Annotated in this window: 1 protein-coding gene and 2 rRNA genes; all 3 read right to left on the bottom strand. The window is 53.7% G+C overall.

From position 1 onward, the window contains the following. Positions 1-1,671: ribosomal RNA gene (locus ACNEUN_RS06175) — 23S ribosomal RNA — on the bottom strand; the annotation flags it as partial. Positions 1,672-2,044: 373 nt separating this feature from the next. Continuing rightward, positions 2,045-3,570 (bottom strand): 16S ribosomal RNA (locus ACNEUN_RS06170). 265 nt (positions 3,571-3,835) lie between these two features. Then, positions 3,836-4,038: hypothetical protein (locus ACNEUN_RS06165; RefSeq protein WP_463631550.1), on the bottom strand; the 203-nt coding region annotated here is incomplete at its 5' end.

Genomic DNA, 4,038 nt, shown 5'->3' with positions numbered 1-4,038 from the left:
ATCCCCCGGATTTACCTAGAGGACAGCCCACACGCTTAGCCACGGAAAACCACCTCCGCAGCCGGCTACCTACCCGCGTCACTCCCACGCTAACCTACTACCAATACAGTCCCAAAACCAAACCAGCCAAAAACCCCGAAAGGAAATCAACCAGAATAATCAAGGTTAGTACTCTCAGATTCAGTTCGAACGGTATAACACCGGTACGGGAATATCAACCCGTTCATCCATTCGACTACGCCTGTCGGCCTCGCCTTAGGACTCGACTCACCCGGGGACGACGAACGTGGCCCCGGAACCCTTAGTCATCCAGCGGACGGGATTCACACCCGTCTCTCGCTACTCATGTCTGCATTCTCACTCCTGTAAAGTCCACGACAAGTTCACACTGCCGCTTCACCCCATACAGGACGCTCTCCTACCCCGCATGAAAAAATCACACAGTCGCGTCTTCGGTGGCGTGCTTAAGCCCCGCTACATTGTCGGCGCGGAACCACTAGACCAGTGAGCTGTTACGCACTCTTTCAAGGGTGGCTGCTTCTAAGCCAACCTCCTGGCTGTCTATGCGACTCCACATCCTTTCCCACTTAGCACACGCTTAGGGACCTTAGACGACGATCAGGGCTGTTTCCCTTTTGACGACGGAGCTTATCCCCCGCCGACTCACTGCCGTGATAAACCTAACAGGTATTCGGAGTTTGGCTGCTATTAGTACCCGGTATGGGCCCGCAAGCATCCAGTAGCTCTACCCCCTGTAAGCAATAACACGACGCTGCACCTAAATGCATTTCGGAGAGAACCAGCTATCACGGAATTTGATTGGCCTTTCACCCCTAACCCCAAGTCATCCCCCCAGTTTTCAACCTAGGTGGGTTCGGTCCTCCACACGGTCTTACCCGCGCTTCAACCTGCTCAGGGCTAGATCATCCCGCTTCGGGTCCAGGACATGCGACTAAAACGCCTTTTAAAACTCGCTTTCGCTACGGCTCCCCCACCCGGGTTAGCCTCGCCACATACCACTGACTCGCAGACTCATTTTTCGATAGGCACGCCGTCACCCCACAAAAAGGCTCCGACGGATTGTAAGCGCACGGTTTCAGGAACTATTTCACTCCCCTCCCGGGGTGCTTTTCACCTTTCCCTCACGGTACTAGTACACTATCGGTCAGACAGGAATACTTAGGCTTACCCAACGGTCTGGGCAGATTCACGCGGGATTCCACGAGGCCCGCGCTACTTGGGAATAAGCATAAAGAGACATCGCACGACAAGCTACGGGGCCATCACCCTCTACGGCTGGGAATTCAATCCCATTCACCTAGCACGACATTTTATCACTCTCCTCAACCCCGTCAGAGGCTGAACAACCAATCCCACGACCCCGAATGCGCAACACCTGACGGTTATCACACGCACCCGGTTTAGCCTGATCCGCTTTCGCTCGCCACTACTCACGGAGTATCCTTTCCTGCAGGTACTGAGATGTTTCACTTCCCTGCGTACCCCCCACAAAACTGTGGTGACCACCCATAACAGTGGCCGGGTCTCCCCATTCGGAAATCCTCGGATCAAAGCCCACTCGGCAGCTCCCCGAGGCATATCGCAGCCCGTCACGTCCTTCATCGGTCCTGTCTACCAAGGCATCCACCATACGCCCTTACCAGTGACACCCACTAGCAAGAAACCTACCAGTAAACTCCTAGACAACAAATCATCACACTAAACGATCACAAAACGATCAAGACGACTCCACCAAAATGGAGCCGGTCGAAATTGATAAAAGCAAAAAACAAGACAAAACAAAAACGAATCATCTCATCAATTACTCGCGTCCACTATCCAGTTCTCAAACCACCACAACACCAAGAACCCAAGCCAAAACCAAAAAGCCTCAACCCGTAATCCAAGAGTCAGGACCGCAACCCCAAAACAAAAGGGGGGTGGCAATCCGGGAACCCAAAAGCATGCCCACACTACAAACAGTCAACAACCATTTCCACACCAGCAAACCACACTCAACCGAGCGTGCACAAAAACTCCGTAGAAAGGAGGTGATCCAGCCGCACCTTCCGGTACGGCTACCTTGTTACGACTTAGTCCCAATCACGAGCCTCACCTTAGACGGCTCCCTCCAAAAAGGTCAGGCCACCGGCTTCGGGTGCTGCCCACTTTCATGACTTGACGGGCGGTGTGTACAAGGCCCGGGAACGCATTCACCGCGACGTTGCTGATTCGCGATTACTAGCGACTCCGCCTTCACGTAGTCGAGTTGCAGACTACGATCCGAACTGAGACCGGTTTTAAGGGATCCGCTCCATGTCACCATGTCGCATCCCGTTGTACCGGCCATTGTAGCATGCGTGAAGCCCTGGACGTAAGGGGCATGATGATCTGACGTCATCCCCACCTTCCTCCGAGTTAACCCCGGCGGTCCCCCGTGAGTTCCCGGCATAACCCGCTGGCAACACAGGGCGAGGGTTGCGCTCGTTGCGGGACTTAACCCAACATCTCACGACACGAGCTGACGACGACCATGCACCACCTGTGAACCTGCCCCGAAAGGAAACCACATCTCTGCAGCAATCAGGCACATGTCAAGCCCAGGTAAGGTTCTTCGCGTTGCATCGAATTAATCCGCATGCTCCGCCGCTTGTGCGGGCCCCCGTCAATTTCTTTGAGTTTTAGCCTTGCGGCCGTACTCCCCAGGCGGGACGCTTAACGCGTTAGCTCCGACACGGAACCCGTGGAATGGGCCCCACATCCAGCGTCCACCGTTTACGGCGTGGACTACCAGGGTATCTAATCCTGTTCGCTCCCCACGCTTTCGCTTCTCAGCGTCAGTAACAGCCCAGAGACCTGCCTTCGCCATTGGTGTTCTTCCCGATATCTACACATTCCACCGTTACACCGGGAATTCCAGTCTCCCCTACTGCACTCTAGCCCGCCCGTACCCGGCGCAAACCCACCGTTAAGCGATGGGCTTTCACACCAGACGCGACGAACCGCCTACAAGCTCTTTACGCCCAATAATTCCGGATAACGCTTGCGCCCTACGTATTACCGCGGCTGCTGGCACGTAGTTAGCCGGCGCTTATTCGAAAGGTACACTCACCCGAAAGCTTGCTCCCAATCAAAAGCGGTTTACAACCCGAAGGCCTTCATCCCGCACGCGGCGTCGCTGCGTCAGGGTTTCCCCCATTGCGCAATATTCCCCACTGCTGCCTCCCGTAGGAGTCTGGGCCGTATCTCAGTCCCAATGTGGCCGTCCGCCCTCTCAGGCCGGCTACCCGTCGAAGCCTAGGTGGGCCATTACCCCGCCTACAAGCTGATAGGACGCGACCCCATCCCATGCCACTAAACACTTTCCCAACAAGACATGCGTCAAGTTGGAGCATCCAGCATTACCACCCGTTTCCAGGAGCTATTCTGGAGCATGGGGCAGGTTGGTCACGCATTACTCACCCGTTCGCCACTCTCACCAACCAGCAAGCTGGTCAGATCCCGTTCGACTTGCATGTGTTAAGCACGCCGCCAGCGTTCATCCTGAGCCAGAATCGAACCCTCCACGAAAAAATTCAATGAAGAGCCAACAAAAGGCTCCAAAAAATAAGAAAAAGACGAGACATCCTTATAAGGAAAGGACATCCCAACAAAACCTCACCACCATTTAACCATCTCTCAGGCACCCCACAACTTGTGAGGCTGACAATGAACTGGCAATCATTAACTATATAAGTAGTACAAACACGCTCTTGAGTTCTCAAACCACCACCACACCAGCCGGCTCATCAACCCCAGAAGGAGAACCAGCCGCGCTGAGCAGCAAGAGATAAACTTACACCAAACAACACCCAAAAGCAAATCCCCCTCCAGTAAACAACACAAAACCATTGAAAACAAGCCAAAACATCGGCGTGTCGAAAACACGAAAAAACAAGACAAAAACCAACACCAAACCAAAAACCCGACCCAAAACCAACAAAAAATAAACAAAAAACACGCCACAAACCAAAAAACCGGGCGTGTCACAAACCAAAA

The organism is Gardnerella sp. C0684A1 (assembly GCF_055326835.1).
The sequence above is the reverse complement of the archived record's forward strand: the minus strand, read 5'-3'. Positions and strand labels throughout refer to the sequence as shown.